Origin of the sequence: Streptomyces sp. NPDC051217 (genome assembly GCF_044455465.1) — a bacterium.
Lineage (GTDB): Bacteria > Actinomycetota > Actinomycetes > Streptomycetales > Streptomycetaceae > Streptomyces.
In genome coordinates this window covers 1-24,336 of record NZ_JBITEV010000026.1, presented here as the reverse complement: position 1 = coordinate 24,336, position 24,336 = coordinate 1, and the positions used below count along the sequence as shown (strand labels likewise).

Annotated in this window: 19 protein-coding genes; 13 read left to right on the top strand and 6 right to left on the bottom strand. The window is 68.1% G+C overall.

Features of this window, described 5'->3' with window-relative positions:
* Positions 1-4: 4 nt before the first annotated feature.
* The 4 genes from ACIBBB_RS35115 (at position 5) to ACIBBB_RS35100 (ending at position 3,841) form a co-directional block, all read left to right on the top strand.
* Positions 5-1,717 carry a hypothetical protein gene (locus ACIBBB_RS35115; protein ID WP_398989340.1) on the top strand — a complete coding sequence of 571 codons (1,713 nt, stop codon included), beginning with the start codon at positions 5-7 and terminating at the stop codon, positions 1,715-1,717.
* Positions 1,718-1,743: 26 nt separating this feature from the next.
* Positions 1,744-3,036 (top strand): S8 family serine peptidase, encoded by a 1,293-nt coding sequence (locus ACIBBB_RS35110; RefSeq protein WP_398989338.1) that lies wholly within the window; start codon positions 1,744-1,746, stop codon positions 3,034-3,036.
* Positions 3,037-3,112: 76 nt separating this feature from the next.
* On the top strand, positions 3,113-3,475 hold the full coding sequence (locus ACIBBB_RS35105; protein ID WP_384198962.1) for a WXG100 family type VII secretion target: 363 nt from the start codon (positions 3,113-3,115) through the stop codon (positions 3,473-3,475).
* A gap of 66 nt (positions 3,476-3,541) precedes the next feature.
* Positions 3,542-3,841 (top strand): WXG100 family type VII secretion target, encoded by a 300-nt coding sequence (locus ACIBBB_RS35100; RefSeq protein ID WP_398989335.1) that lies wholly within the window; start codon positions 3,542-3,544, stop codon positions 3,839-3,841.
* 112 nt (positions 3,842-3,953) lie between these two features.
* Here the strand turns inward: ACIBBB_RS35100 and ACIBBB_RS35095 are convergent, their stop codons facing one another.
* The 4 genes from ACIBBB_RS35095 to eccCa all read right to left on the bottom strand — a co-directional run bounded on the left by ACIBBB_RS35095 (position 3,954) and on the right by eccCa (position 11,580).
* Positions 3,954-4,469, bottom strand: a complete 516-nt coding sequence (locus ACIBBB_RS35095) for a hypothetical protein (RefSeq protein ID WP_398989333.1) — start codon at positions 4,467-4,469, stop codon at positions 3,954-3,956.
* Between the two features lie 180 nt (positions 4,470-4,649).
* Positions 4,650-6,926 (bottom strand): hypothetical protein, encoded by a 2,277-nt coding sequence (locus tag ACIBBB_RS35090; protein ID WP_398989331.1) that lies wholly within the window; start codon positions 6,924-6,926, stop codon positions 4,650-4,652.
* 22 nt (positions 6,927-6,948) lie between these two features.
* On the bottom strand, positions 6,949-7,446 hold the full coding sequence (locus ACIBBB_RS35085) for a hypothetical protein (protein WP_398989329.1): 498 nt from the start codon (positions 7,444-7,446) through the stop codon (positions 6,949-6,951).
* Positions 7,447-7,599: 153 nt separating this feature from the next.
* On the bottom strand, positions 7,600-11,580 hold the full coding sequence (eccCa, locus tag ACIBBB_RS35080) for a type VII secretion protein EccCa (RefSeq protein ID WP_398989327.1): 3,981 nt from the start codon (positions 11,578-11,580) through the stop codon (positions 7,600-7,602).
* A 224-nt stretch (positions 11,581-11,804) separates the two neighbouring features.
* Here eccCa and eccD point away from each other — a divergent pair, with 224 nt between their 5' ends.
* The 6 genes from eccD to ACIBBB_RS35050 all read left to right on the top strand — a co-directional run bounded on the left by eccD (position 11,805) and on the right by ACIBBB_RS35050 (position 18,999).
* Positions 11,805-13,304: a type VII secretion integral membrane protein EccD gene (gene eccD, locus ACIBBB_RS35075; protein ID WP_398989325.1), complete on the top strand. Its 1,500-nt coding sequence runs from the start codon at positions 11,805-11,807 to the stop codon at positions 13,302-13,304.
* Positions 13,305-13,469: 165 nt separating this feature from the next.
* Positions 13,470-13,760, top strand: a complete 291-nt coding sequence (gene rpsO / locus ACIBBB_RS35070; RefSeq protein ID WP_023538273.1) for a 30S ribosomal protein S15 — start codon at positions 13,470-13,472, stop codon at positions 13,758-13,760.
* Between the two features lie 350 nt (positions 13,761-14,110).
* Positions 14,111-16,348 (top strand): polyribonucleotide nucleotidyltransferase, encoded by a 2,238-nt coding sequence (locus tag ACIBBB_RS35065; RefSeq protein ID WP_398989323.1) that lies wholly within the window; start codon positions 14,111-14,113, stop codon positions 16,346-16,348.
* Positions 16,345-17,724: a M16 family metallopeptidase gene (locus tag ACIBBB_RS35060; RefSeq protein WP_398989321.1), complete on the top strand. Its 1,380-nt coding sequence runs from the start codon at positions 16,345-16,347 to the stop codon at positions 17,722-17,724. The genes ACIBBB_RS35065 and ACIBBB_RS35060 overlap by 4 nt, the downstream gene beginning before the upstream one ends.
* Before the next feature lie 46 nt (positions 17,725-17,770).
* Positions 17,771-18,535 (top strand): 4-hydroxy-tetrahydrodipicolinate reductase, encoded by a 765-nt coding sequence (gene dapB, locus ACIBBB_RS35055; RefSeq protein ID WP_398989319.1) that lies wholly within the window; start codon positions 17,771-17,773, stop codon positions 18,533-18,535.
* Positions 18,536-18,540: 5 nt separating this feature from the next.
* Positions 18,541-18,999: a hypothetical protein gene (locus ACIBBB_RS35050; RefSeq protein ID WP_398989317.1), complete on the top strand. Its 459-nt coding sequence runs from the start codon at positions 18,541-18,543 to the stop codon at positions 18,997-18,999.
* Between the two features lie 78 nt (positions 19,000-19,077).
* Here the strand turns inward: ACIBBB_RS35050 and ACIBBB_RS35045 are convergent, their stop codons facing one another.
* Positions 19,078-19,626: a hypothetical protein gene (locus tag ACIBBB_RS35045; RefSeq protein ID WP_398989315.1), complete on the bottom strand. Its 549-nt coding sequence runs from the start codon at positions 19,624-19,626 to the stop codon at positions 19,078-19,080.
* Between the two features lie 95 nt (positions 19,627-19,721).
* The gene (locus ACIBBB_RS35040) at positions 19,722-19,961 is read right to left on the bottom strand and encodes a hypothetical protein (protein WP_398989313.1); all 240 of its coding nucleotides are present in this window, start codon (positions 19,959-19,961) and stop codon (positions 19,722-19,724) included.
* 321 nt (positions 19,962-20,282) lie between these two features.
* On the opposite strand from ACIBBB_RS35040, the gene thyX reads away from it, so the two are divergent.
* The 3 genes from thyX (at position 20,283) to ACIBBB_RS35025 (ending at position 24,072) form a co-directional block, all read left to right on the top strand.
* The gene (gene thyX / locus ACIBBB_RS35035) at positions 20,283-20,975 is read left to right on the top strand and encodes an FAD-dependent thymidylate synthase (RefSeq protein ID WP_398989393.1); all 693 of its coding nucleotides are present in this window, start codon (positions 20,283-20,285) and stop codon (positions 20,973-20,975) included.
* 304 nt (positions 20,976-21,279) lie between these two features.
* Positions 21,280-22,179, top strand: a complete 900-nt coding sequence (gene dapA / locus ACIBBB_RS35030; RefSeq protein WP_384324443.1) for a 4-hydroxy-tetrahydrodipicolinate synthase — start codon at positions 21,280-21,282, stop codon at positions 22,177-22,179.
* A gap of 207 nt (positions 22,180-22,386) precedes the next feature.
* Positions 22,387-24,072: a ribonuclease J gene (locus tag ACIBBB_RS35025; RefSeq protein WP_398989310.1), complete on the top strand. Its 1,686-nt coding sequence runs from the start codon at positions 22,387-22,389 to the stop codon at positions 24,070-24,072.
* Positions 24,073-24,336: the final 264 nt, after the last annotated feature.

Here is a 24,336-nt window from a genome sequence, read left to right as displayed (position 1 = left end):
AGGCATGAGTGACGACAAGAAGCCGCCGCTTGCTCCCCAGGAGCAGCAACAGAACGAAGACGCCGCGAAGATCGAGACACAGTTCGGCGCGACCGACGCCATGGAACGTTTCGCGACGGCCATGGACCGGATCGGCTTCGGCAACCCCGGAGGGATCTTCTCCAGGACGAGCTTCGAGGAGCACGGGCTCAACGACATGCTCGACCTGCTGGACGGTGCGAACCCCTCGGACCTGGTGAAGGCCGGCGAGAACCTCGAAAAGGCAAAGGCAAGCCTCAACAAGGCCGCGCAGGAGCTGAGCGACTTCGTCAAGGCCACGGACTGGCACGGCGCGGCGGCCACCGAGTTCCGGCGCTACGGCAGCGAACTGGCTCGATACGCCTGGGACCTGGGCTCCTTCGTGAACGTCGTCGGCACCCAGATGACGGTGGCGGGCGGCGGCCTGACCTCGGTCCGCAGCGCCAAACCGCCCCGCGACAACCGGGCGGACCCCAGGCGTCCCAAGGACTTCCCGGTCTCGGAACAACGCGACGACAACCCGGAGTACAAGCGGGCCGTGCAGGTGGAGGAGAACCGCCAGGAGGCCATCAACCAGATGAACCGCCTGGCGTCGTTCTACGCGGTGTCGGAGCAGTCGCTGGCGGGGGCGAAGGAGCCGGAGCTGCCGCAGATGCTGGCGGCGGACGTGCCGCGGCCCGGGGGCGGTGAACAGTTCGCAACGCGGGAGACCACGGCGTCAGGGGGTGATCGTCTCGGTGAGGCTGGTGGGCAGTCAGCTCTACGTCAGGGGTCGGTCAGCTACCCAGAGAGCGCCCGGCGCGCCGGAGCCGATGACTTGGTCACGGAAACTCCCACGTCGAGCACATCGATGGAGCTCGACAACGTTACGACGCTGCCACCAACCCCACCGACTCCTGGTCCTACGCAGCCGTCGCCGGTGAATGCCGGGCCACCTGCCGGAGACGGGTATGTCCCGCCGCTGGGGCCCAATTCGGGCCCTGCGAAGTCCGGTGGATCCCCTCGGCAGGGCCCCTCGGCCGTGCCGAGGGGAGGAGGCCCCGGGCCGGGCACCAATGCGAGAACGGGTACGGGAGGCGGTGGCCGTCCGGGCCCCGTAGGACGCCCACCCGTTATGGGCGGAGGCGGCAACAGCTCAGGGTCGGGGGCGAACAGGTCCCCGGTCGGTAGACCCACAGGCATGGGTCCCGGCGTGGGGCGCACCGGTGGCGCGGGTGGCACACGGAGTCCCAAGGTCGGTCGACCGAGCTCAGGAGGGCCCATGACCGGGCGTTCCGGTTCGGGCACGTCCGGCGGACCTCGTCCGGGCCGTGGCAACGGCATCGTCGGAGGGACGCCGCAGCAGCGAGCCTCCGGCGGCGGCACCGGCACCTCTGGGCCGCGCATTCCGCGCGGGAACGTCATCGGCGGGCAGGATGGAGCGCCGGGCCGATCGTCGTCAGCCGCGCGGCCGGTGGGACGGGGGATTCCCAGCTCCAACGGCGTCGTGGGTACGCCACGGAGTGGTGGTACGCAGCCCAGGCCGGGCACCGGCGGGTTCACGACTGGCGGCTCAGGGCTGTCGGGCGAGCGACGCGGTCGGCAGTCCGATGACGAGGAGCAGGAGCGCCCCGGGCAGCCACGTCTGGAGAACCGGACGGACGACCCAGAGACGCGGACGGGGCGGCGTCGAGGTCCCGTACCGCCGGTCATCGAATAGGCACAGCGGAAGGTTCGGAAGTCGGGATGACGGCAGCAAAGAGCCAGGTCCGGAGGCGATTCGGGGCGTACAGCTTTCGACGTGGCCCGCTATGCGCGGTAGCCGTGGTCGGAGTGTCCGTGATCGGCATGGTGGGCGCCGCTCCGGCGGCGGTCGCTGCGGACACGCAGTCGAAGCAGTGGTACCTGGATGCCATGCGTGTCGAGGAGATCTGGAAGACCTCCACGGGGGAGGGCATCAAGATTGCCGTCATCGACACGGGGGTCAACTCGTCAACTCCCTCACTGAAGGGTCAAATCCTGAAGGGACTCGACGCAACGGAGTCGGATGGAGACGAGACAGACGACTACACCGGTCATGGAACAACGATGGCCGAGTTGATCGCGGGGACGGGGCAAGGCGACGGATTGCGCGGTCTGGCGCCGGGGGCAAAGATCATTCCTATGCGTATCGCGACTGAGAACTTCAAGGGGCAGGGGGTGAACGAGTCGGACGAGTCAGTCGCTATCTGGGCGGCGGCCGACAGCGACGCGCAGATCATCAGCATGTCGATCAGCAATCAATTTGTGAGCGCCAAGGAAAAGGAAGCGGTTCAGTACGCGCATGCGAAGGGAAAGTTGTTCTTCTCCGCAGTCGGCAACAGTGCGCAGAAGAGCAACAAGCCTGAGTACCCGGCCAACTATCCTGAGGTCGTCGGAGTCGCGGCATCCGACCCCGAGGGCCAGGTTGCCCACTATTCCCAGCACGGCGACTTCGTCGACATCGCCGCTCCCGGTAGTGACATGCCGACCTGGTGTGACGAGACCTTCACCAAATACTGCGACGGCGACGGCGGAACCAGCGCCGCTACCGCCCTCGCGTCCGCTTCCGCCGCCCTTATCTGGTCCGCCAACCCCGACTGGACCGCGAACCAGGTCCTGCGGGTCATGTTCGAGTCCGCGGGCCGTGGCGACGACTGGAAGCCCGGCACCGTCAGCAACTACCTCGGCCACGGGATCGTGCGGCCCAACGCCGCCATCAACCGGGGGATCGGCAAGCCCGGCGACGCGGACGTCAGCCCGCTGACCAACGAGAGGACGACGGCCGGCGCTCCCTCCGGCGAATCCTCGTCGGACAATTCGTCCTCCTCCTCGCCCCACCCCGGCGCGGACGGCGCGAAGGACACCGACTCGGACACCGAGACCGGCACCGACAAGGCCAACGCAGCGGAAGACGTCGGCGGCGACAGCCAGTTGGGGCCGGTCCTCGGGGGAGCAGCGCTGGTCGCCGTACTCGCCGGGGGCGCGTTCGCCCTCGTACGCAGACGCCGCAGGGCCTGACCGCCCGCCCGGCTACTCAGACCATTCGCCGAAGCACCCACGCGGTAACGAGCACAGACGAAAGGAAGACTGACATATGGCAGTCCAGAAGGTCGGCGATCAGAGTCTCAAGGACTTCCAGGACGAGATCACGATCAAGTTCGAGGACGTCAAGGGGCAGTTGAAGAACCTCCAGGGCGTCATCGACAGTCTGGAAGGCGCCTGGAAGGGCATCGGCGCCAGTGCGTTCGACGCGAAGCAGGCCGAGATCAACGCCGGCATGGTCCGCATCGCGAAGATGCTGCTCAACTTCCAGGAAGCGATCCAGGTCACCCGTACCACCGCGGGCAACACCGAGGACGAGGTCTACGCGGCCCTCAACGGTGTCGACGTGACCGCCGGCTTCTCCGGTGACAGCGCCGCGACGGCGAAGGCGACGTCGAACATCAGCGGCTACTGACAGCCCACCAGCCGGACGACTCCGCGCATAAATACCGCACCGCACTGACAGGAAACAGGAGGACCCGTGGCTCAGCAGAACGACGGCACCATGGTCGTGACCTACGGCTCGCTGGAGCAGGCCGCCTCGGTCATCGAGAAGCAGGCCGCCCGGCTCGACGAGAGCCTTGAGGCGATTCAGACGAAGATCCGCGGCGTCTCCGCGACCTTCGAGGGCGAGGCCAAGACGGCGGCGGACGCGGCCCACAAGAAGTGGGACAACGAGACGCGTCAGATCCACAACGCGCTCAAGGACATCGCCCGCAAGGTCCGCGAGGCAGGGCCCACGTACCAGGCGGGCGACAAGAAGTCCGCCGGCTACTTCTAAGAAGCCCTTAGAAGCGACCGGCGGTTACGGCAACCGGGGGGGCACGCGCGGGAGGTGCCCCCCTTCGTCGCGCGAGGCAACCCGACATGGATTTCAGGCATTTCTGAGACTTTCAGAGGTCGACTTCACATTCGCCCGCCGCAGGCGCGGCATCCGTGTACGCCTCGATCGCCTTCAGTACGGCAGCGGGTTCCGCCGAGTCGTCGCCACCGACCCGTACCGTCGTGTAAAGGTCGCCGTCGACATCCTTGTCGATGGTGGACGAGTCCTCACAGCGGATCAGCCCGGCTCCGCCCTTGCCCGAGTAGCTGTATCGCTTGTCGCCGGTGACTCTGTCACCCGGATCCGCCCCGATTGTCTTCTCGGCGATTTCCGCGACCGGGGTATCGGCCTCGTACCACTCTATGGATGTCGACAACGCAACCTTGTCGTCCACCGACACGTAGCAACGCTTGACGCCGCTGGCCGTCTTTGATCGCTCGGAGACTTTTCCTCCCCCCGGCAGCAAGGGATCCAGTACGTCCCCGGGCACCTCGACGCCACACAGGGCCTGCGGGACCTCGTACTCCTCCGCCGGTTCCGAGCAGGCGGAGGCCAGCAGGACCAACGAGAGAGCCCCGAGGCCCACGGTGAGGCGCCGTCGGCCCGTGGCGTCGTAAGAGCGCTTCTCAAGGCTTTTCATGCGTTCCCTAGGTTCCCTTGTGAATTGATTCCTTGGTCGGACTTCTTTACAGCTGCTCGGAGTCGGCTGGAATGACCGTCAACCGTCCCATCCCCATCCTCACGCCCATCCCCGTCCCGATCCCCCTCACGTGGGAATCTCGGTTTCGAGGTCGTCTGCCATCCTGCGGGCGGCCGTCGAAGCGTCGTCGAAGCCGTCCGTCGTACCGATACGGGTCCATTCCTGAATCCGTTCGGCATCCGGTGAGTTGTGGGCCTTGGCGGCCTCCTCGCCCGCGACCCTGGCCATGTCGGTCTGGGCGTCCTTGCTGGCCTCCCAGCGCAGCCCGACGTCGTGGCCGAGGCCGGCCAGATTCTGCGGATCGGTGTCCTTGAAGAACTGCTCCAGAACGACCCCCGTCACAGTCCCTGCGGCCCCGCCCACCGCCGCACCCACCACAGGGCTGGCGATGAACGACGTACCGACGCCGACGCCCAGGCCGACCAGGCCCGAGATGGTGTTCTTCTTCTGGTTCGTCGCGTGCTCGAAGTCGTCGTCCTTCGCTTTCGCCTCGCCCAGAACCGCCTCCTGGCGGCCGATGGCGAGAGTTCCCTCGACCTCTCCCGACCTGCGGGCGATTTCCTTGATCGTCTCTTCCGCGGAGTGCGGATAGCGGCTGTCGGAGGGAAGATCAGGATTGAGGTGGTAATCCATCAGACCCGCCATGTACGCCTTCTGGCCGACCTCGATCGCGGCGTAGCCCTCCGGGTTCTGGCCCACCGTCGCCAGGAAACGCGTCACGTCTGTGTGATGCATGTCCGCCGTCGCACCCGCGATCGGGAAGAGCTTCGGCACGCTCTCGTTCTCCTCGCCACCGTCGGCCGTGGCGCGGTTGATGTCCGGCAGATACTCGGAAGCGATCTGGCCGACACTGTCCGACATGAAGGAATTATCCTTGAGCCGGTTTGGATCTTCCGAGATCGAGGCAACCACGCTCTCCATGAGCCTCGCCTGCTCGGGGTTGTGCGGCGAGGTGTCGACCGTCGGCAGTTCGCCTGCCGGGTGCCCCGTCGTCGCCGCCTCCAGCGCCATCGCCAGATTGTTCCGGCCCGAGATGCTGTTCTCGCCGTCCTTGTCGCGCTCCGGTGGCCAGTCGCGCTCCTCGAAGAGATAGTCGAAGTTGGAGAGTGAGGCCTTGACCTCCTTCCCTTCCTTGTTCTCCTCCTTGAAGTCGTGGTCCTCGTCCGTCGAAAGGAACGGGTCGTTGAAGAAATCCGTGGCCGCGTCCGGGCTGTTCGACAGGGCTTTCAGATAGCCGATCATGGGGTCCGAGCCGGAATCCTCGCCGGTGCGGTTGAGATTGGGGTCCATCCCCATACGGGTCCAGAGCGTCGCCCCGTGGCGGCCGTTGCTGGTGGCCGCCTTCTCGGTCTCCATGAGTTCGGAGCCGTAACTCTTGAGGAACTGGTCGTCGAAGTTTCCCCAGCGCATCAGGTTGCTCATCACCTGGAAGCCCTGGGTGGTGCTGTTCTTGTGCACCGGCTGGCTGCCGAGTTCCGTCATCTCGTACGTCCAACGGCGCATTTCAGGCGTGTCCGCCTGAGTCGCCGTCGCGAGCGTGAGACTGAGATTCTTCTGCAGATCGCCGAGCTGTTCGTGCCGGTCGACGTACACGTCCCTGTTGGTGCTCGGGCTGGTGATGCCCGCCCAGAATTCGAGCGTCCCTTTGGGGCCCAACTGCTCGGCGAAGCGCTCGGAGAAGAGTTCGTCACCCGAGTACTTCTTCAGGCCGGCGTTGAGTGCGTCGAACTCTTTGACCGTGAGGTCTTCCGGGTTCTTCTTGGCGATACGGGCGAGATTCTCCGCTTCCTTGATCGCGTTCGCGGCGGAGTCGCGGTCCGCGTACTTCTGCCCCGAGAATCCGTAGTCGGTGAGATCGACGAGCGCCTTGAGAGAGGTGGACGCGGTGCTGTCCACCTCGGTCGCCGTGTTGAGGATTCCCTGGAGTTCGTCCCTCAGCGCGTCGACGTCCTTCTGGTCGTTCGCGGGCTTCGGGTCGGGATTGGGGGTGACGGTGAAACCCCTGCCCGCGGATTTGACGGACATGTGATTGGTCCGCCCGCGTTCGATGGCCTCTTTGAGCAGGCGCTGCTGCGTCTTCAGCTCACCCTGCGTGTCACGGACGATATTGCGGATCGATTCGGCCTGCGTGTACGCGTCGTTGAACTCCTCGGCCGTCTTTCCGATGAACTCGCGCGACACCGTGGCGTTGACACCGGCCCAGTTGGCCTTGTTGGCCTTGCCCCGAAGTCCGTCCTGGGCGTCCTTTTCCAGATCGGCGAGCTTGACGAGCATCTTGGTCCAGCCGTCGACGGCGTCGTCAAGGGTCTTGAAATTGGCGGAGTGAAGGGCTTCGAAATCCATGAGTCTGTTCCTCTAGTCCTTCTCAGTCCTTCTCGTCTTTCTTGTCCTCCCCGTAGACCTCGTTCTTCTTGCCCGGCGGGGCCCACGACTCGTCGAAGCCGGCGTCGAGAGTGGAGATGCTGCTCACATGACGCTCGATGAAGATCTCGTCGCCCTCATGCGCCTTCTTCGTGAAGTCCATGTGGTTCGAGATCAGCGCGCAGGCGTCCATGACCGATCCGAGCTGCCGGTCCCAGCGCAGCGAGACATGGCTCAGCGCCCCGCCCAGCGCGAATCCCTGGTTCTTCAGATCGATCGCCGCCGTGTCGGTGCTCGTGACCCGCGCTTCCTCCCACAGCCGGTTGTACAGCTTGAACGCCTCGTCGCCGATCGCCGCCAGGTCCTTCTGATCGACCTTGAGATCACCGGTCGGGCTGCCCGCGTTGGGACGGTCCTCCTCCGGGATCCCGTTGAGCCGCATCCCGGTCGGTTCGTTGCCCGCCGCCGACGCCTTCAACTGGTCCCACTCGTCCCATGCCATCTGGGACTCCTTCCCCCGTGATCGCTGATGGATTGCGCCATTCCGGATCAACCTACAAATGGGCCCTGACCACACACAAGTACGGTCCGCGGCAGCGGAGTTCCGCCTCCGTCCGCGACTCCGACTCCGCCTCCGCCCGCGCCCCCGCCCCCGTCAGCGCTCGTCCAGCGAGGGCATCAGGCCGGTCTGCACCAGCGGATTGCCGCGCTGGCGGGAGACGAAGACACCCCGGCCCGCCGGCATCGGACGCGCCCGTACGCCGCCGAGGATGTCGCCCTCCTGCGGGTCGCCGGAGAGCAGTACACCCTGCGCGCCGAGTTCCATCATCCGCTGCATGAACGGCTCGTACGAGGCCCTGCTCGCCCCCGCCGCGCTGCGGGCGATGATGAAGCGCACACCCACGTCACGCGCGAACGGCAGCTGCTCCGTGAGCTTGTTGAGCGGGTTGCCGCTGGAGGTGGACACCAGGTCGTAGTCGTCGACGACCACGAACACCGTCGGCCCGCGCCACCAGCTGCGCTCGCGCAGCTGCCGCGCCGTGACGTCGGCCGCCGGTGTACGGCGCCGCATCAGGTCCGACAGCGCGTCCACGTGGTGGTCCATGTTGTTGGACATCGGCACGTACTCCGCCAGGTGCGACGCCGGCGTCACGTCCAGCAGCGCGCGCCGGTTGTCGATGACGAAGAACTTCGCAGAGTTCCCGTCGTACCGCTCCGAAAGCCGCTTGATCAGCAGCCGCAGCAGGTTCGACTTGCCGGACTCGCTCTCGCCGAACACCAGGAAGAACGGGTCGCGGTCGAAGTTGACGAAGACGGGCTCCAGCAGGTTCTCGTCGATCCCGAAGGCCACGCCGCGCTTCTGCTGCTCCGCGCCCGCCGGCAGCGTCGCCGCGTCCAGCTCGCGCGGCAGCAGCCGTACGGCCGGGGCGCCGGGCCCCGTCCAGTGCCGGCCGACCTCCTGCGTCATCGCGGCCGTCGCCTCCGACAGGTCGCTGTCGGAGTTGATGGAGTCGATCCGCGGGACCGCCGCCATGAAGTGCAGCTTCTCCGGCGTCAGACCCCGGCCGGGCACTCCCGTGGGCACGTTGACCGCGGCCTTGCGGTCCAGGTCGGAGTCCATCGTGTCGCCGAGGCGCAGCTCCAGCCGGTTCATCAGGTGGTCCTTGAGGTTGGCGCGCACCTCCATCGAGCGTGACGCGGTCAGCACCACATGGATGCCGTAACCGAGCCCGCGCGCCGCGATGTCGAGCACGGCGGGCTCCAACCCCTCATAGTCGGTGCGGAAGTTGCCCCACCCGTCGATGATCAGGAAGACATCGCCCCACGGCTGGTCCGCCGTCGAGATCTCGCCCCGTTCCCGCATCCTGCGGAAAGTGTTGATGGAGTCGATCCCCGCCGTACGGAAGTACTCCTCGCGCCGCGCCAGGATGCCGTACACCTCGGCCGTCGTCCGTCGCACCTTCTCCGGGTCGAGCCGCGACGCGATCCCGCCGACGTGCGGCAGCCCGGCGATCGACGACAGTCCGCCACCGCCGAAGTCCAGCCCGTAGAACTGCACTTCCCGCGGGGTGTGCGTCAGCGCGAACCCCGCGATCAGCGTGCGCAGCAGCGTCGACTTGCCGGACTGCGGGCCGCCCACGATCTGCATATGGCCCGCCGCCCCGGAGAAGTCCCGGTACAGGGTGTCGCGTCGCTGCTCGTACGGCTTGTCGACCACGCCCAGCGGTACGACGAGGCGCCCGGCGCCCTCGAAACCGGGCTGGGTGAGCCCGCGCCCCTCCACGTTCGACAGCCCCGGCAGCAGCTCGTCCAGCGACGGAGGATTGTCCAGCGGCGGCAGCCACACCTGGTGCGCCTCGGCGCCGCGCCCTTCGAGCCGGCGCACGATCACGTCGAGCACCGAGTCGGCCAGCGCGTCGTCCTCGGACGTGGTGCGCGCGTCCGGTACGGCGGGCCGTGCGGCAGGCTGCACGTAGTGCACCGGCACCGGCACCGCGGTGAACGGCACCGGCCTGCGGTCCACCGGCAGCGGCCCCCCAGTCCCCGCGACGGCCTGCGCGTTCGCCCGGTACACCCCGGAGACGTACGCGGCCTTGAACCGCACCATCTCGTCGGTGCCGTACTTCAGATACCCGGAACCGGGCACGTTCGGCAGCTGGTACGCGTCCGGCACACCCAGCGCCGCCCGCGACTCCGCGGCCGAGAAGGTACGCAGACCCACGCGGTACGAGAGATACGTCTCCAGCCCGCGCAGCCGCCCCTCCTCCAACCGCTGCGACGCCAGCAGGAGATGGACGCCCAGCGAACGCCCGATGCGCCCGATCTGGACGAACATCTCGATGAAGTCCGGCATCGCTGTCAGGAGTTCACTGAACTCGTCGATGACAAGGACCAGCGACGGGATGGGCTGCAACGGGGAGCCCGCCGCACGCGCCTTCTCGTAGTCGTGGATGTTGGCGTAGTTGCCCGCGTCGCGCAGCATCTCCTGGCGGCGGTTGAGCTCACCGCGGATCGAGTCACCCATGCGGTCGACGAGCGTGAGATCGTCTGCGAGGTTGGTGATCACCGCCGCGACATGCGGCATCTGGGACATGCCGGCGAACGTCGCGCCGCCCTTGAAGTCCGCGAGGACGAAGTTCAACGTCTCCGACGAATGCGTCACGGCAAGGCCCAGGACCAGCGTGCGCAGCAGTTCGGACTTGCCGGAGCCCGTCGCGCCCACGCACAGGCCGTGCGGCCCCATGCCCTCCTGCGCCGCTTCCTTCAGGTCCAGCATGACGGGCGCCCCGTCCTCGCCGACACCGATGGGCACACGCAGCCGCTCCGCCTGCGAACGGGGCCGCCACGTACGGGTGACGTCGACGGACGCCGCGTCCCCGAGGTTCAGCAGATCGGTGAAGTCGAGGTTGGCGAGCAGCGGTTCGTCGTCGTCGCCGCCCGTCGCGACCCGCAGCGGCGCGAGCTGACGGGCCAGCGCCTCGGCGGCCTCCAGACTCAGCCGGTCGGGCTCCCCGTCGTACACCATCCCGTGCCCCGACTCCAGCCGCAGCGAGTCGGCCCCCACCACCACGGCGAGGCCGCCCCGCGCGGCCGTGACCTCGCCCGGTACGACCTCGATGACCGTCACGCCCTGCAGCCCCTCGGCCGACGCGAGCGCCGACACGGGGGGCAGCGACATACCGTCCAGGACGACGACGATGTGCGGCTGGTCCAGCAGCGGCTGGCCGCCGGGCTGGAAGCGCGGACGCCCCTCCAGGCGCCCCGCCAGCATCTCCTCCAGCTCCCGCACGTCGGGGGTGATGAGCCGGCGGCTGCCCGCCCCGTCGCCGGGGCCCTGTGCCTGGACGTGCGGCAACCACTTCGCCCACTCCCACCGCGACGCCGCGCCCCGTCCGGCCACGACGGCGACGACCAGGTCCTCGGGGGAGTGCAGCGAGGCGAGCGAGCCGACCATCGCCCGCGCCGTCGAGCGCACCGCCTCCGCCTCACCCGTGATCGTCAGGTGGTAGAAGGCGCGCAGCGAGACGGCCATCGGCAGACCGTCCAGAACGCTGTGCGCGTTGAGGAACTGCCGCATCGCCCCGGCGGTGAGCGGCTCCAGCTCGTCCACGGGCGCCGTCTCGGGCTCGACGAGCGCCGTCGCGAGCTGCTGGCTGCCCAGGCCGATACGTACCTGCCCGAAGTCCTCGTCGGCGACCCGGCGTTCCCACACCCGGCTGCCCTCGGCGACCAGCGCCCACAGCTGCTCCGGGGACGGGTGGAGGTAGTACTGCGCGTCCCGTTGCAGATGCGCAGTCCTCAGCACCGTGCGCCGCGTCTGCGTCAGGTATTTGAGATAGTCGCGCCGCATGTCGGCGAGTTCGCCCTGCGTTCCCCGCCGGTGGCGCACCAGCATCGCGATGGCCATGGCGATCGTCGAGGCGATCATCACCATGCCCATGATGCGCATGATCGGGTTCGGCGTCATGAAGAAGAAGACGACCGAACCGCCCATGCCGAGCATGGGCAACAACTGCATGAGCGCACCCTCCTGCTGCCCTCTGGGCAGCGGCGGAGGGGGTTGAACCTGCACCTGTTCGCCTGGCACGTCGGCGGGCAGTGCCCGCGGCGGGCGCTTGACGACGATCTGACTCACTGCTCACCAATTCCCTTGCCGGACGGAAGAGTTCCCCCTGGCGCCCCCGTGGCGACGGGCCTCCATCCGCGGGCAAGGATCCTACGTGCGTGGGTGCCCACAGCCCGGCGGTAGGGTGACCGGACGCGTTTGCGCATGGATGAACTTCCGCAAAAACAGAGGCATTCGGAGCGCAACGCGGGCATCGGGCGCATGGGAACCACGAGGGGATGCAGTACGTGAGTATGACGGCCCAAGCGGCGGCCACCGGAGCCCGTCAGCCGGGTGCTCCGGCCCCGTCCGGCGGCGGAACCGGCTTCTGCCGGATCACCGTCGTCGCCCCGGACGGCCGGATCGACGTGGCGCTGCCTGAGGACATCCCCGTCGCCGACCTCCACCCGGAGATCCTGCGGCTGTCCGGCCAGAGCCCCGAGGCGGGCGCCCCGGTCGGATATCACCTGGTACGCCGCGACGGCACCGTCCTCGACAGTGCCCGCTCCCTGGCCTCCCAACGCATCCTCGACGGCGAACTGCTGTCGCTGCGGCCCTTCGCCGAGTCCCTGCCGCCCGCGGTCTTCGACGACGTCTCCGACGCCGTCGCCTCCGCGGTCGCCCGCGACCGCACCCTGTGGACCGACAGCGCCATGCGCGGCGCCGGGCTCTTCGGCGGCTCCGTCCTGCTGACGCTGCTCGCCTTCGTGCTGTGGACGGCCGACCCCCGGCACGACACACACGGCCTGCCGGGCATCCTGGCCGGCGTCACCGCCGTCATGCTGCTCGCCCTCGCCGGCGTACGGGCCCGGGTCTACGACGACCGGGGCTCGTCCGTCGCGCTCGGTCTCGGCTCCATGGCCAACGCGGCCGTCGCCGGCTCCGGACTGCTGCCCTTCGCGGACGGACAGGGCATCGGCCGGCTCCAGTTCCTGCTCGCCTGCGCCGCCGTGCTGATCGCCTCGGTGATCCTGGTGATCGTCGCCCCCGGCGGCGACGGCCCCTTCGTCGCGTTCGTCTTCGCCTCCACCGTCGGCCTCCTGGTGACGTTCATCGCCATCACCACCGACATGGCGCCCGCCGAGACCGCCGCCGTCTGCGCCGCGCTCTCCGTAGGAACACTCGCCTTCCTGCCCGGCCTCTCCACCCGCTTCGCCCGCCTCCCCATCGGCTTCGAGCCGCCCCGTACCGCCGCCGGCTCCTACGGAAGCGACCCGGCGCCCCCCGCCCCCGTCGACCCCGAGCGCATCGCCGCCCAGGCCCGGCGTGGCCACGAACTGCTCGTCGGCCTGGTCGGCGGCTGCGCACTGGTGGCCGTCGGCGCGGCAGGCGTGCTCGGCTTCTCCGACGGTGTGTGGGGCCAGCTCCTCGCCCTCGCCACCGGCGTCGCCATGCTCATGCGCGCCCACCTCTTCAGCTACACGGCGCAGGTCGGCTGCGCCCTCGCCGCCGGCCTCGGCGCCCTCGTCCTGCTGGGACTCGGACTCTGCCTCAACCCCCCGGAGGGGATGATCCGCGAGGCGCTGCGCGGTGACAGCACGGGCCTCGACATCCGTACGGTCTGGCTGACCGCGGCTGTCGCCGGGATCGCCGCACTGATCGTCGCCATTGGGCTGATCGTGCCGCGCAAGGGCGTCACCCCCTTCTGGGGCCGCTTCCTGGAGATCGCCGAATCCTTCGTACTACTGACGGTCGTCCCGCTCTGTCTGGCGGTGTTCGACGTCTACCACTCCATCCGTGCGATGACGTCTTGACTGGCTGGTACGCTGTGTGACGGCCGTTTGTGTACGCGTTCCGGTCTGTCCGGACCCAGCGACCGAACAACACCGGCCGATTACCCCGCCACCCGAGTAACCGAAGATCCCCAGCGAATTCGACCTGGGGCACTCGATGGCAAAGAAGACCTACGAGGAGTACGCGTGCCGCTTGCCGCCGCTACGAAGAAGCAGATCATGTCGGAGTTCGCCACCAAGGAAGGCGACACCGGCTCCCCCGAGGTCCAGGTCGCGATGCTCTCGCGCCGTATCTCGGACCTGACCGAGCACCTGAAGACGCACAAGCACGACCACCACTCGCGTCGCGGTCTGCTCATCCTGGTCGGCCAGCGCCGCCGCCTGCTGCAGTACCTGGCGAAGAAGGACATCCAGCGCTTCCGTGCGCTGGTCGACCGCCTGGGTATCCGCCGTGGTGCGGCCGGCGGCGCCAAGTAGTACGCCGTGAAAGGGAGCGGTTCCCACACACCGGGAACCGCTCCCTTCGCCGTATGTGCACGAACCTCAGTAACCTGTTCGCAGGAGCACAGCTCCCGGACACGAGCAAGACCAGCACCACCCCGTACGACAGAAGGCACCACCCACTGACGAGGGGGAGCGCCCCTCCGCCGCCGCCGGTCCTCGGTAGTGGCCCCCGGAACGGCGCGGCCAACGCCGCCCGCGGCCCACGCCGCCGCCCCGGGAGCTTCGATCGAAGACCGGCCAGCACCAAGGAGCGCTTCTCCGACTGTCCCCCGCCACACGGGCGAGGGACGAAAGACGACAACGACGAGTATGGAGAACCACTGGTGGAGAACGAGACCCACTACGCCGAGGCCGTTATCGACAACGGTACGTTCGGCACCCGCACCATCCGCTTCGAGACGGGCCGCCTGGCCAAGCAGGCCGCCGGCTCCGCCGTCGCGTATCTGGACGACGACACCATGGTGCTGTCGGCCACCACCGCTTCCAAGAAGCCCAAGGACAACCTCGACTTCTTCCCCCTCACGGTGGACGTCGAGGAGCGGCAGTACGCGGCCGGCAAGATCCCCGGCTCCTTCTTCCGCCGCGAGGGCCGGCCCTCCGAGGACGCGATCCTCACCTGCCGCCTCATCGACCGCCCGCTGCGCCCCTCCTTCAAGAAGGGCCTGCGCAACGAGATCCAGATCGTCGAGACGATCATGGCTCTCAACCCCGACCACCTGTACGACGTGGTCGCGATCAACGCCGCCTCCTGCTCCACGCAGCTGGCCGGCCTGCCCTTCTCCGGCCCGATCGGCGGCACCCGTGTCGCCCTGATCAAGGGCCAGTGGGTCGCGTTCCCGACGCACACCGAGCTTGAGGACGCCGTCTTCGACATGGTGGTCGCCGGCCGCGTCCTGGAGGACGGCGACGTCGCGATCATGATGGTCGAGGCCGAGGCCACCACGAAGACCATCCAGCTCGTCGCCGACGGCGCGGAGGCTCCCACCGAGGAGATCGTCGCCGCCGGTCTGGAAGCCGCGAGGCCCTTCATCAAGGCGCTCTGTAAGGCACAGGCCGACCTCGCCGCCAAGGCCGCCAAGCCCACCGGCGAGTTCCCGGTCTTCCTCGACTACCAGGACGACGTCCTGGAGGCCCTCACGGCCGCCGTGAAGAGCGAGCTGTCGCAGGCGCTCACCATCGCCGGCAAGCAGGACCGCGAGGCCGAGCTGGACCGCGTCAAGGAGCTCGCCGCCGAGAAGCTGCTCCCGCAGTTCGAGGGCCGCGAGAAGGAGATCTCCGGTGCGTACCGCGCGCTGACGAAGTCCCTGGTCCGCGAGCGCGTCATCAAGGACAAGGTCCGCATCGACGGACGCGGCGTCACGGACATCCGTACGCTCGCCGCCGAGGTCGAGGCCATCCCGCGCGTGCACGGTTCCGCTCTGTTCGAGCGTGGCGAGACCCAGATCCTGGGCGTCACCACCCTCAACATGCTCCGCATGGAGCAGCAGTTGGACACCCTGTCGCCGGTGACCCGCAAGCGCTACATGCACAACTACAACTTCCCGCCGTACTCCGTCGGCGAGACCGGCCGCGTCGGTTCGCCGAAGCGCCGCGAGATCGGCCACGGAGCGCTCGCCGAGCGCGCCATCATGCCGGTGCTGCCGACGCGCGAGGAGTTCCCCTACGCGATCCGCCAGGTCTCCGAGGCGCTGGGCTCCAACGGCTCGACGTCCATGGGCTCGGTCTGCGCCTCCACCATGTCGCTGCTGAACGCCGGTGTGCCCCTCAGGGCCCCCGTCGCCGGTATCGCCATGGGCCTGATCTCCCAGGAGATCGACGGCAAGACGCACTACGTCGCCCTCACCGACATCCTCGGTGCGGAGGACGCCTTCGGCGACATGGACTTCAAGGTCGCCGGTACGAAGACGTTCGTCACCGCGCTCCAGCTCGACACCAAGCTCGACGGCATCCCCGCCTCGGTCCTGGCCGCCGCGCTGAAGCAGGCCCGCGACGCCCGCCTCCACATCCTCGATGTGATGAACGAGGCCATCGACGTCCCGGACGAGATGTCCCCGAACGCCCCGCGGATCATCACCGTCAAGATCCCGGTGGACAAGATCGGTGAGGTCATCGGCCCCAAGGGCAAGATGATCAACCAGATCCAGGAGGACACCGGCGCCGACATCACGATCGAGGACGACGGCACCATCTACATCGGTGCCGCCGACGGACCGGCCGCCGAGGCCGCCCGCGCCACGATCAACGGCATCGCCAACCCGACCATGCCGGAGGTCGGCGAGCGCTACCTGGGTACGGTCGTCAAGACCACCACCTTCGGCGCGTTCGTGTCGCTGCTCCCGGGCAAGGACGGTCTGCTGCACATCTCGCAGATCCGTAAGCTCGCCGGCGGCAAGCGCGTGGAGAACGTCGAGGACGTCCTCGGCGTCGGCCAGAAGGTCCAGGTCGAGATCGCCGAGATCGACCAGCGCGGCAAGCTCTCCCTGATCCCCGTGATCGAGGGCGAAGAAGACGTGAAGAACGACGACAAGCAGGACGACCAGAAGGACGAAGCCTCCCAGTGACGTTTCGTAGTTCTACGACGACGGCCCGCACCTCCTCGGAGGTACGGGCCGTCGCCCGTACCCAAACCCTCCTGGAGGGGCAGAACGGCATCGGCACCGTCCGGCGCACGATCCTCCCCGGCGGCCTGCGCGTCGTCACCGAGACCCTGCCGTCCGTACGGTCCGCGACCTTCGGCATCTGGGTACAGGTCGGCTCGCGCGACGAGACGCCCACGCTCAACGGCGCCACGCACTACCTGGAACACCTCCTCTTCAAGGGCACCCAGAAGCGCAGCGCCCTCGACATCTCCTCCGCCATAGACGCGGTCGGCGGCGAGATGAACGCCTTCACGGCGAAGGAGTACACCTGCTACTACGCGCGCGTGCTCGACACCGACCTCCCCCTCGCCATCGACGTCGTGTGCGACATGCTCACGGGCTCGCTCATCGAGGCGGAGGACATCGACGCGGAGCGGGGCGTCATCCTCGAAGAGATCGCCATGACCGAGGACGACCCGGGCGACTGCGTGCACGATCTCTTCTCGCACACGATGCTCGGCGACACCCCCCTCGGCCGCCCCGTCCTCGGCACCGTCGAGACCGTCAACGCCCTCGACCGCGACCGGATCGCCCGCTTCTACAAGAAGCACTACGACCCGACCCACCTGGTCGTCGCCGCGGCGGGCAACGTCGACCACGCCACCGTCGTACGGCAGGTACGCCGCGCCTTCGAGAAGGCCGGCGCCCTCTCCCGTACGGACGCCGTCCCCGTTACCCCGCGCGAGGGCCGGCGCGACCTGCGCACCGCCGGCCGCGTCGAACTGCTCAACCGCAAGACGGAGCAGGCGCACATCGTCCTCGGTATGCCGGGCCTCTCCCGCACCGACGAGCGCCGCTGGGCCCTCGGGGTCCTCAGCACGGCTCTCGGCGGAGGCATGAGCTCCCGGCTCTTCCAGGAGGTACGGGAGAAGCGTGGCCTCGCCTACAGCGTGTACTCGTACACCTCGGGCTTCGCCGACTGCGGCCTCTTCGGCGTCTACGCGGGCTGCCGCCCGGGCCAGATCCACGACGTCCTGAAAATCTGCCGCGACGGACTGGACCAGGTCGCGGCCGAAGGACTCAGCGACGAGGAGATCGGCCGCGCCGTCGGCCAGCTCTCCGGCTCCACCGTCCTCGGTCTGGAGGACACCGGCGCGCTGATGAACCGCATCGGCAAGAGCGAGCTGTGCTGGGGCACCCAGATGTCCGTGGACGACATGCTGGCGCGGATAGCGGCCGTCACCCCGGACGACGTGCGCGCGGTGGCCCGCGACGTACTGGGGCAGCGCCCCTCCCTCTCGGTCATCGGCCCTCTCAAGGACAAGCAGGCCGACCGACTGGACGAAGCGGTCGCCTGATCAGGGCCCTCACCGGCCTCCTAAGGAAGCAGAAGGAAGCAGAGCGATGAGCACCAAACTGCGGGTGGCCGTTCTCGGCGCCAAGGGCCGGATCGGCTCCGAGGCCGCGCGGGCCGTCGAGGCCGCCGACGACATGGAACTGGTCGCCTCCCTGGACAGGGACGACGAACTGGACGCCCTCGTAGACGCGGGGGCCCAGGTCGTCGTCGAACTGACCGCCCCCTCGGCCGTGATGGGCAATCTGGACTTCTGCGTACGCCACGGCATCCACGCGGTCGTCGGCACCACCGGCTGGACCGACGACCGCCTGGCGCAGCTGAGGACGCTGCTGGCGGGCTCCACGGAGACGGGCGTGCTCGTCGCGCCCAACTTCTCCATCGGGGCCGTCCTCACCATGAAGTTCTCCCAGGCTGCGGCCCGCTACTTCGAGTCCGCCGAGGTCGTCGAGCTCCACCATCCGAACAAGGCCGACGCGCCGTCGGGCACCGCGACCCGCACCGCGCAGCTGATCGCCGCCGCCCGCGCCGAGGCCGGCTGCGCGCCGCAGCCCGACGCCACGGTCACGGCGCTGGACGGGGCGCGCGGCGCGGACGTCGAAGGGGTGCGTGTGCATTCCGTACGGCTCCGAGGACTGCTGGCGCACCAGGAGGTCCTGTTGGGCGCCGAGGGGGAGACCCTCACCATCCGCCACGACTCCCTGCACCACAGCAGCTTCATGCCGGGGATCCTTCTCGGCGTCCGCCGCGTGGTCGGCGCGCCGGGCCTCACCTACGGCCTGGAGCACTTCCTCGATCTGAACCTGCCGGACTGACCGCCGTGGGCGCCAAGATCATGTATTTCGTGATGGCCGCCATGCTCGTCGGCTACTTCGTCCTGGTGGGCGGTCGCGGCTTCGCGCTCATCGGGATCGGTACGCCGCTCACGGTCACCTTCGGGATCGCGGTGCTGGTGCTTCCCTGCATCGGCGCCTGGTTCCTCTGGCAGAGCACCCGGTTCGTCCGGCGGGCCAACCGACTCGCCGCCGAACTGGACGCCGAGGGCGGACTGCCGGTCGACGAGCTGGTGCGCACCGCGGGCGGCCGTGTCGACCGCGCGTCGGCGGACGCCGTCTTCGCCGCCCGCCGCGCGGAGACCGAGGACACTCCGGGGGACTGGCGCTGCTGGTTCCGCCTGGCGGTGGCCTACCGCGACGCCGGCGACACTCCCCGGGCCCGCAAGGCGATGCAGCACGCGATCACGCTCCACGAGGCGAACCCGGCACCGGCGGTTCGCTGATGCCCCGCCCGCCTCGCCCAACCGCTCACCGCTTCGCCATCGCCGGAATCGCCCAACTCGGAACTACGGTGCCCCGGTTCAGCCGTGACGGTACTCGTCGCCCCACGCCTCGACGGAGTCCGCCGCCCGGTCGAAAGCCTCCGAGCGCGACAGGAAATCCGCGTTGTGATCGGTGAGCAACTGCCGCTTCTCGCCGTCACTCAGGACGAGAAGAAGCGCCTGCCCCTGCACCGTCCGCGGCAGCCCCAGCCAGCGCACCGGCTGCTGCACCGTACGGACCTCCACGGCCTCCGTCCACGGCACGGTGCGGGTCAAGAGCAGACCCACGCGCCGTACGCCGTGGCGGCTCACCCACGCGCCCACCCGCAGCAGACGCAGCGCGACGGCGATCATTACCAGCGAGATACCGAGGCACACGACGGCGCCTGACGCCGCCCCGGCGAACGCGATGATCATCGTCGCGAGCAGCACGAAAGAGGCGAGCAGCAGAAGCAGCGCCGACGCACCCACCCGCCACGGTCCCGGGCGGTAGGGGCGACGCCAGCGGTCGTGGTCGTCGAACGGCAGCGCGACATCGTCGCTGGTCGCGTCAAACGCACGATCGGCCGTCAGGAAGGGCAGGGGCACGACTGATCCTCACTCACAAGCACGCTCGAACGGGCGGTGCTGGCTGAGGTTATCGAGGAGTACCCCGGCAGGACCACTCAGGGGGGCCGGACGGGTCAGCGGCCTTGGGACGCCTCGGACTGCTGGGCCTGTCCGGGATGCTGACCCGATTCGAGGGACGGCAGCCCGAACAACAGCGATCCCGCGAGCCCGGCCGCGACCACGAGCCCGACGAGCGTGCGACTCATGAGCTCGGAGCGGCCGATCGGTTGTCTCGGGGGCGGAACGATGTTACTGCGGAAGCGGTCGGCCTCGGCGACGAAAGAGAACGGAACGGCCTCGCGCCGGCGGAACATGGGGCGAACTCCTTGCGGTCTTGTGACTGAAGGCCAGAGTGGTAGGTAGCAGGTAGCGAGAGAAGTGATCCGATACCGCTACTGGGTCAGACGCGCGAGACGACCGTTCGGTGCCCGATTTCGCCAGATCGGCGAACATCCGCACGAGACGGGCACGCCCGTCGCCGATGACCACTCGTACGGTGCCGGGCCCCGCAGGAGTCCCGCCGACTGGCGAGAAATGCCTGGTCGTAGAGTGGGCGCCGCCCCTGAGACGCGACAGGAAGGACCCCGCCGGTGACTGGCATCAACGCCGAGACCAAGCCCAGCTTCCGCAGTGACATGACCGTCGACCTGGTGAAGCACACCGCGGGCGACTCCGACGTCCTGTGGGCCGCTCGCGTCTCCACCGCGGGCGAGCAGTCCCTGGCGGAGATGTCAAAGGATCCCGAGCGTTCCAAGGGCCTCATCAACTTCCTGATGCGCGACCGCCACGGCAGCCCCTTCGAGCACAACTCGATGACCTTCCTCATCAGCGCCCCGATCTTCGTGTTCCGCGAATTCATGAGGCACCGCGTCGGCTGGTCCTACAACGAGGAATCCGGGCGCTACCGGGAGCTCCAGCCCGTCTTCTACGTCCCCGACTCCTCACGCAAGCTGGTCCAGGAGGGCCGCCCCGGGAAGTACGTCTTCGTCGACGGCACCCAGGAGCAGCAGGACCTCACCGAGCGCGCCATGACGGAGTCCTACCGCCGCTCGTACGAGGCGTACCAGGAGATGCTGGCGGCCGGCGTCGCCCGTGAGGTGGCCCGCGCGGTGCTCCCCGTGGGCCTCTACTCGTCGATGTACGCGACGTGCAACGCTCGCTCGCTGATGCACTTCCTCGGGCTGCGCACCCAGCACGAGGCGGCCACGGTCCCGAGCTTCCCGCAGCGGGAGATCGAGATGGTCGGCGAGAAGATGGAGGAGCAGTGGGCGCGGCTCATGCCGCTCACTCACGCCGCCTTCAACAACAACGGCAGGGTGGCACCGTAGGGCGTCAGGGGCTGCCCGCAGGGCTGTCATGGCGTACAGATGTACGGACAATGGTGGAAAGTGTCCGGATTGCGGCGTTTCGAGAAGTTCATCTAGGCTGATCAAACGGACCCGGCACTGCCTGAACCCCCGAGCAGTCAGTGCCGGGCTCCGTACACTGGAGCGCGGGGGAACGTTTCCCCCCAACCAGGGGCAGCTCGCCGGCCCCACCAGCCCGGGAGCCCGCAACACAACGCGGGCCCACGACCTGCCCGTGTGCCCCCGAGGGGACACGCCGAGCCGAGCAACGAGTAGCGTGTTACCCATGGCTCCGATCTCCACTCCGCAGACCCCCTTCGGGCGGGTCCTCACCGCCATGGTCACGCCCTTCACCGGGGACGGCGCACTCGATCTCGAGGGCGCCCAGCGACTCGCCTCCCATCTGGTGGACGCAGGCAACGACGGCCTGATCATCAACGGCACCACCGGCGAGTCCCCAACCACCAGCGACGCGGAGAAAGACCAGCTGGTACGTGCCGTCCTGGAGGCGGTCGGAGACCGGGCCCATGTCGTCGCCGGCATCGGCACGAACGACACCCGGCACAGCATCGAACTCGCCCGCACCGCCGAACGCACCGGCGCACACGGCCTGCTCGCTGTGACCCCGTACTACAACAAGCCGCCGCAGGAAGGCCTCTTCCAGCACTTCACCGCCATCGCGGACGCCACAGAGCTGCCGGTGATGCTCTACGACATCCCGGGCCGAAGCGGCGTTCCCATCGACACCGAGACACTCATCCGTCTCGCCAGGCACCCGCGTATCGTCGCCAACAAGGACGCCAAGGGCGACCTCGGCCGCGCCAGCTGGGTCATCGCCCAGAGCGGCCTCCCCTGGTACTCGGGCGACGACATGCTGAACCTTCCGCTTCTCGCGGTCGGCGCCATCGGCTTCGTCTCCGTCGTCGGCCACGTGGTCACCCCGGAGCTGCGCGCCATGCTCGACGCCCACGTCAGCGGCGACGTCCAGAAGGCCACGGAGATCCACCAGAAGCTGCTCCCCGTTTTCACCGGCATGTTCCGTACGCAGGGAGTCATCACCACCAAGGCGGCACTCACCCTGCAGAAGCTGCCCGCCGGCCCGCTGCGCCTCCCGCTCGTCGAACTGACGGAGCACGAGACTGCGCAGCTCAAGATCGATCTCGCGGCCGGCGGGGTAGAGCTGTGACTGAGGCGCCCTGCCTCCACGAACACGATTCATGAACCGCGTGTCATGAATATCCAAGATTTCGAACTTCACAACTGAATACCGAACACATGAAAGTGCTGGGCATTCCGCCCACTCCGACAACAAGCAAGTGCAACAGCAAGTGCACGAATGTCATGCGCGCCACGTGCCTCAGCGGTACGTGGCGTGTGTGGTGAGGAGAGTCTTTTGAGTCATCCGCATCCCGAACTCGGCGCCCCGCCGAAGCTGCCCAAGGGCGGCCTGCGCGTCACCCCGCTCGGCGGCCTCGGCGAAATCGGCCGCAACATGACGGTCTTCGAATACAACGGCCGTCTGCTCATCGTCGACTGCGGCGTCCTCTTCCCCGAAGAGGAACAGCCGGGCATCGACCTCATCCTGCCGGACTTCACCACCATCAGCGACCGCCTCGACGACGTCGAGGGAATCGTCCTCACGCACGGCCACGAGGACCACATCGGTGGAGTCCCCTTCCTGCTCCGGCTGAAGCCGGACATCCCGCTGATCGGCTCCAAGCTGACCCTCGCGCTGATCGAGGCCAAGCTCCAGGAACACCGCATCCGCCCGTACACCCTCGAAGTGACCGAGGGCCACCGCGAGCGCATCGGCCCGTTCGACTGCGAATTCGTCGCGGTGAACCACTCCATCCCGGACGCGCTGGCCGTCGCCATCCGCACCCCCGCGGGAATGGTGGTCCACACCGGCGACTTCAAGATGGACCAGCTCCCCCTCGACCGTCGGCTGACCGACCTGCCGACCTTCGCCAAACTCGGCGAAGAGGGCATCGACCTGCTGCTCTCCGACTCGACCAACGCCGAGGTGCCGGGCTTCGTCCCGCCCGAGCGGGACATCTCGAACGTCCTGCGGCAGGTCTTCGCCAGTGCGCAGAAGCGGATCATCGTGGCGAGCTTCGCCAGCCACGTCCACCGCATCCAGCAGATCCTCGACGCCGCCCACGAGCACGGCCGTCGCGTCGCCTTCGTCGGCCGCTCGATGGTCAGGAACATGGGCATCGCCCGAGACCTGGGTTACCTCAAGGTCCCGGCCGGTCTCGTCGTCGACGTCAAGACGCTCGACGACCTCCCGGACAGTGAGATCGTCCTCGTCTGCACCGGCTCCCAGGGCGAACCCATGGCCGCGCTCTCGCGCATGGCCAACCGCGACCACCAGATCCGGATCGTCCCCGGCGACACCGTGATCCTGGCGTCGTCCCTCATCCCCGGCAACGAGAACGCGGTCTACCGCGTGATCAACGGCCTGACCCGCTGGGGCGCGAACGTCATCCACAAGGGCAACGCCAAGGTCCACGTCTCTGGCCACGCCTCCGCCGGCGAGCTCCTGTACTTCTACAACATCTGCAAGCCGAAGAACCTGATGCCGGTCCACGGCGAATGGCGCCACCTGCGCGCCAACGCCGAGCTTGGCGCACTGACGGGGGTCCCCAAGGACCACATCGTCATCGCCGAGGACGGAGTGGTCGTCGACCTGGTCGACGGCAAGGCGAGAATCGTCGGCAAGGTCCAGGCGGGTTACGTGTACGTCGACGGGCTCTCCGTCGGCGACGTGACCGAGACGTCCCTGAAGGACCGCCGCATCCTCGGCGACGAGGGCATCATCTCCGTGTTCCTGGTGGTGGATTCGACGACCGGGAAGGTTGTGGGCGGCCCGCACATCCAGGCGCGAGGCTCCGGCATCGAGGACGCCGCGTTCTCCGCCGTCATCCCGAAGATCGAGGAGATCATCGGGAAGGCGGCATCGGACGGCGTGGCCGAGCCCCACCAACTCCAGCAGCTGGTGCGGCGATCGGTGGGCAAGTGGGTCTCCGACACCTACCGCCGGCGCCCGATGATCCTGCCTGTGGTCGTCGAGGTCTGACCTCGGACCCACCTCAACACCGGAGCGGGGCCCCCGATTTGCTTCGGGAGCCCCGCTCCAGTAGGTTTACGGCTCCACCTGGACGGGAACGCCGAGGCACTCACGTGCCTGGAGCGGCGTACCGGACCGGGTGGGAATTCCGACTCAGAATCTCTGATAAAGTCGGATTCGCCGAAAGGGAAACGCGAAAGCGGATAACTGATTAGGCGGTCCCGCCGACTGGGAATCAGGCGCCGAAAGGTTCTGATAGAGTCGGAAACGCAG